This window comes from Halobellus rufus (genome assembly GCF_000739575.1).
In the GTDB taxonomy this organism is placed as follows: Archaea; Halobacteriota; Halobacteria; order Halobacteriales; family Haloferacaceae; genus Haloquadratum; species Haloquadratum rufum.
Genome location: NZ_BBJO01000059.1, coordinates 1 through 4756 on the forward strand (window position 1 = coordinate 1; position 4756 = coordinate 4756).

General features: G+C 66.8%; 5 protein-coding genes and 1 pseudogene. 2 read left to right on the forward strand and 4 right to left on the reverse strand.

The annotated features are described in order from the left end of the window. Positions 1-95 precede the first annotated feature (95 nt). Positions 96-1360, reverse strand: a pseudogene (thrC, locus tag ACP99_RS17565) (threonine synthase). 143 nt (positions 1361-1503) lie between these two features. Continuing rightward, the gene (locus ACP99_RS17570; protein WP_049987838.1) at positions 1504-1881 is read right to left on the reverse strand and encodes a helix-turn-helix domain-containing protein; all 378 of its coding nucleotides are present in this window, start codon (positions 1879-1881) and stop codon (positions 1504-1506) included. 186 nt (positions 1882-2067) lie between these two features. Here ACP99_RS17570 and ACP99_RS17575 point away from each other — a divergent pair, with 186 nt between their 5' ends. Beyond that, positions 2068-3087 carry a sensor histidine kinase gene (locus ACP99_RS17575; RefSeq protein ID WP_049987839.1) on the forward strand — a complete coding sequence of 340 codons (1020 nt, stop codon included), beginning with the start codon at positions 2068-2070 and terminating at the stop codon, positions 3085-3087. A gap of 30 nt (positions 3088-3117) precedes the next feature. On the opposite strand, the gene ACP99_RS17580 is transcribed toward ACP99_RS17575, so the two are convergent. Next, positions 3118-3357, reverse strand: coding sequence for a hypothetical protein (locus tag ACP99_RS17580; protein ID WP_049987840.1), 240 nt, complete (start codon positions 3355-3357; stop codon positions 3118-3120). An 84-nt stretch (positions 3358-3441) separates the two neighbouring features. Beyond that, positions 3442-4128, reverse strand: coding sequence for a DUF5828 family protein (locus ACP99_RS17585; RefSeq protein ID WP_049987841.1), 687 nt, complete (start codon positions 4126-4128; stop codon positions 3442-3444). 188 nt (positions 4129-4316) lie between these two features. Here ACP99_RS17585 and ACP99_RS17590 point away from each other — a divergent pair. Next, a partial coding sequence (locus ACP99_RS17590; RefSeq protein ID WP_081927570.1) for a cupin domain-containing protein occupies positions 4317-4756 on the forward strand: 440 nt, incomplete at its 3' end.

The following is a 4756-nucleotide window of genomic DNA, read 5'->3' on the forward strand; positions in this document are numbered from 1 at the left end:
TCCGTGAGATCGGACGGGCGGGTCCGTTGAGATCGGACGGGCGGGTCCGTTGAGATCGGACGGGCGGGTCCGTTCCTCAGGAACCGTCGGCGGGTTCAGTTCGCGCCGATGTGATCGAGCACGGCCGCGGTGTCGTTCGGCACCGGTTCGGGTTTCCCGCCCGCCTCGAACGCGGCGTCGGGATCCTTCAGGAGGTGTCCGGTCGTGAGACAGACGACGTCCTCGTCGGCGTCGACGACGCCGCGGTCGCGGAGCTTTCGGAGCCCGGCGACCGAGGCCGCCGAGGCGGGTTCGACGCCGATCCCCTCGCGCGCGAGGTCGCGCTGGGCCTCGGTGATCGCGTCGTCGGAGACAGCGACGGCCGTGCCGCCGGTCTCGCGGATGCCGGGGAGCGCCTTCGGCGCGTTGACCGGGTTGCCGATGCGGATCGCAGTCGCCCGCGTCTCGACTTCCTCCCAGCGCTTCGTGTCGTCCCAGCCGTTCTCGACGGCCTCGACCATCGGGGCCGCGCCCTCGGCCTGAACGCCGGTGAGCATCGGTACCTCTGCGGGATCGAGCGCCCCGGACTGGACGAGTTCGCGGAACGCCTTGTACAGCGCGGAGGTGTTGCCCGCGTTGCCGACGGGCAGGACGATCCGGTCGGGGAAGCGGCCGTAGTCGTCGCGGAACTCCTCTAAGATCTCCAAGCCGATCGTCTTCTGTCCCTCCAGTCGGAAGGGGTTCAGCGAGTTGAGCAGGTACACCTCGCCGCGCTGGGCGAGGTCCTGCACGATGTCGAGACAGGAGTCGAAGTTGCCGTCGACTTCGAGGATTCGGGCGTCGTGGAGCGCCGCCTGTGCGATCTTTCCGGCGGCGACCTTCCCGGAGGGAGGAGGACGAGCGTCTCCATCCCGCCGCGAGCGCCGTAGGCGGCGAGGGCGGCGGAGGTGTTTCCGGTCGACGCGCAGGCGAGGCGGCCGACGCCGAGTTCCTTCGCGACGCGGACGCCGACGGTCATCCCGCGGTCCTTGAACGACCCGGTGGGGTTCATCCCCTCGTGTTTGATCCGGAGCGTCTCGACGCCGACGTCCTCGCGCAGGCGCGGGGCCTCGTGCAGCGGCGTGTCGCCCTCGGGGAGGGTGACGCCCTCCTCGAAGGGGAGCGCGGCGCGGTAGCGCCAGACGCCGCGCCCCTGTCCCTGGAAGTCTTCGAACGTGGGCGGTTCGGCGTAGCGCACTTCGAGCAGGTTGCCGTCCTCGCCGGTGTATCGGATCTCGTCGAACGGGGCGTACGTCTCGCCCGTCTCGATGTCCGCGAGCCAGACGCCGTCGTCGGCGACGTCCGGGGCGTCCGGCGCGGGAGCGGTGAGTTCGAGGCTCATTGTGCAATGCCTCGCGTTCGGCCGTGAAAAGGAGGCCGGTTCAGATTCGAGGGCGTCGGGGGTGTCGGGTGCCTCGCTGTGGTCTCACTCCGCGTCTTCGACGCAGGAGTCCTCGCAGCGCTACTCCAGTAACCCTCGCGGCGCTATTCCGCGTCGTTCCCGTACTCCTCGATGCTCCGATGCACGCGCTCGGTCCACTCGTCGAGGGCGTCGTGGAGCATCTCTTTCGCTTCAGGCAGTTCCGTGCCAGTGTACTGGTAGATGTACCCGCCCGAGTCGAGGAGCCGACGCTCGCGACTCGCGAGACCTTTCTCCATCAGCGTCGTCAGCGAGCGGTTGACGTTGCTCCGGTCCCGATCGAGGATGTCCGCGAGTTCGGCCACCGTGCTTCCGGGGTTGTCGAGGAGCGTGATGTACGTCCGGCTCTCGTGGCGCTGAATGCCGAACACGCAGGCCAACACCTCTTGGAATCCGGGTTCCTCCGCATCCAAGAGGTCGCTCATCTCTGGCACATCGCTCATACTCGGTAGCTCCTCACCCCGACGACTAAAGTCCCGCGTCGTCGGCAGCGCGACCCGACATCTGCGTCGTCGATAGCGTAACCCGGCAGTTGCGCCGTCGATAGCGGTGCCAGACATCGAGGGGACGCGACTGTCGAAGTCTTAAATACCAGCAGGCGGCTACTGAGCCGTATCGTAAACGGCACTATGTGTGATTCCGACAGCAGATCGACGGAGGATCCGCCGGAGGGCGGCTACCGTACCCTGATCGACAACTTCCCGAACGGGGTGATCGTGCTCTTCGATTCCGACCTCCGCTACCGGATCGTCGGCCCCGAAGTGCTCCCGTTCTCGAAGCGGGAGGCGGCGACGATGGTGGGAAAAGACATCTTCGAGCTGTTTCCGTCGGAAACCGCCGCGCGGCTCGAACCGCCGTTAGAATCCACTCTGGAGGGGAGCGCGGAATCGCTCGACGTCGAGTTCGGGGAGCACGTCCACCACCTCGAGACAGCGCCGGTCGAGATAGACGGCGACGAGTACGGCGTGTTGGTCACGCAGGACGTCTCCGAGGCGCGCGAGACCGAGCGCACGCTCAAGCGGCAGAACGAACGCCTCGATCAGTTCGCGAGTATGATCTCACACGACCTCCGAAATCCGCTCAACGTGGCCGCCGGACGGCTGGAACTCTTCCGGGAGACGAACGACGCGGACCACCTCACCGCGATCGAAGATTCGCTCGATCGGATCGACGAACTGACGACCGATCTCACCGGACTCGCACGGAGCGAGGGTTCCGTCGAGGACTACGAGACGGTCTCGTTGGACGCGGTCGCCCGGTCGGCGTGGAAGATGATCGACACGCGGGAGGCGACGCTGGAGACCGAACCGTGTTCGATCGCCGGCGACGAGAGCCAGCTGCAGGCGCTCTTCGAGAACCTCTTTCGGAACGCGGTCGGCCACGGCGGCGCGTCGGTGACGGTTCGCGTCGGTCCGCTGGCGGACGGCTTCTACGTCGAAGATTCCGGGAAGGGGATCCCGGCCGAAAAGCGGGACGCCGTCTTCGAGCACGGCTTCACCACGGGGTACAGCGGAACCGGAACGGGACTGACGATCGTGCAGCGTATCGCCGCCGCACACGGCTTCGACGTCAGTCTGCTCGATGGGTCGGCGGGCGGCGCGCGCTTCGAGTTCCACGAGCGCGACGGCGAATCGGAGAGCGCGTCGTAGTCCGCACCTGTCGATGGAACGTCGGACGCGTCACTCGACGCGGCCGTAGCCCATCTTCTCGATGCACGCGAGCATCCCCTCCTCGTCGTCGTGTTTGTGAAGCGTCGTGGGCGTATCGCAGTAGTACGTTTCGCCGTCGTGCCGGAGCGAGAGTTGGTGGGTCCCACCGAGGAGTTCGGCTTCGACGACGATCCGACGCCCCTCCCGGAGGGCGTCGAGGATCTCCTCGCCGGTCAACTCGCCGGATTCGATGCGCAGTGGGTCGGGCATACGGCTCGTTTCACGGCCCAGCACAATATTGTGACCGCTTTCGGGCCTGTCGGGGATCGCTCCAAGGCAGAGGGGGCCTCAGTGTCAGTTCGTCGTCGACCGGGACCGGTCGTCCGACGGCGGTGGCTCGACGCCTTCGACGACCTCGGCGGTTTCGGTCTCCTTCTCGGTGTCGACGTGCCAGCGCGTCACCTCGTCGTCGAACTCACCGAGGCGATCGCTGACTTCCTCTTTCAGTTCGTCGTCGTTGATGTTCACCTCGAAGATGAAGGAGACGTCGCCGTCCCCGCGCGCGGACTTCTGGATGTTCGCGCTGACGAGTTCGTTGTCGAAATAATAGGGGGCCAACTGCGTCATCACCCGCTGGTAGACGGTGTTCTCGACGCGCCGGAGCATCCGACGACCCGCGGAGTCGGCGGCGCGGGCGACGTATCCGATCGACTCGGACCACCGCTCGACGGCCTCGTCGTTGTCCCCCTCCTCGACTTTTTCGTACGATTCGGAGAGCCGCTCCCCGGCGGTCTGAAGGTCCTCGTCGGGCGCTTTTCCGGCTTTCTCTCCCTCCCCCTCGCTGACGCTCGCTTGCGCGGCGGTCTTCTCGCTCACGTCCTCGCCGAGCCGCTCGTGGGACTTCGGCCGCCACTCGTCCCACTCCTCGAAGGCGTCGCCGTCGACCCCGGCGTCGCGGAGTGCGCGCGTGATCCGTTCGCCGTGCTCGACGACATCGCCCCACGCCCCCCGAACTTTGAATCCGGAGACACTCTCTTCCATCGTCTCGCACGAGGTAGGTACGTGGAGATATAAAACTCTACTCCGTGCCGTGCGAGCGTCACACACGCGGGCCGCAGCTGGACCGCCGCACGGCGGGCGTGCAGACCGCCAGCACGCCGATACCCACCCCGTCAGCGGCCCCCCGACAGACCCGGGAGGCTTTTGTGCCGAACCGAAATGTATCGAGTATGGGATACACCGTAGTGAGCCACGAGGCGGTGAGTCCGGCCGACGAGCGACCGTGCGAACTGCGCCGACTCTCCGACGCAGCGGGGCTGTCGAACGTCGCGATCAACCGGTTCCGCGCGGAGCCCGGCGAGCAGATCCCGTTGGCGTACCACTACCACGACGAGCAGGAGGAGGCGTTCTACGTGCTTTCGGGGACGTTGGCAGTCGAGACGCCCGAGGAGACCTACCGCGTCGAGTCGGGATCGCTGTTCGCCGCGACGCCCGGATCGCCCCACAGAGCCTACAACCCGGACGGTTCGGGGGAGCCCGTCGAGATCCTCGCGGTCGGCGCACCGGCTGTGAGCGGGGACGCGAACGTCTACGAACCGGACGACGCTGAGGAAGACGACGGAGAAGACGCCGATGCGACCGACGCGGGCGCAACCGACACCGAGGGGGG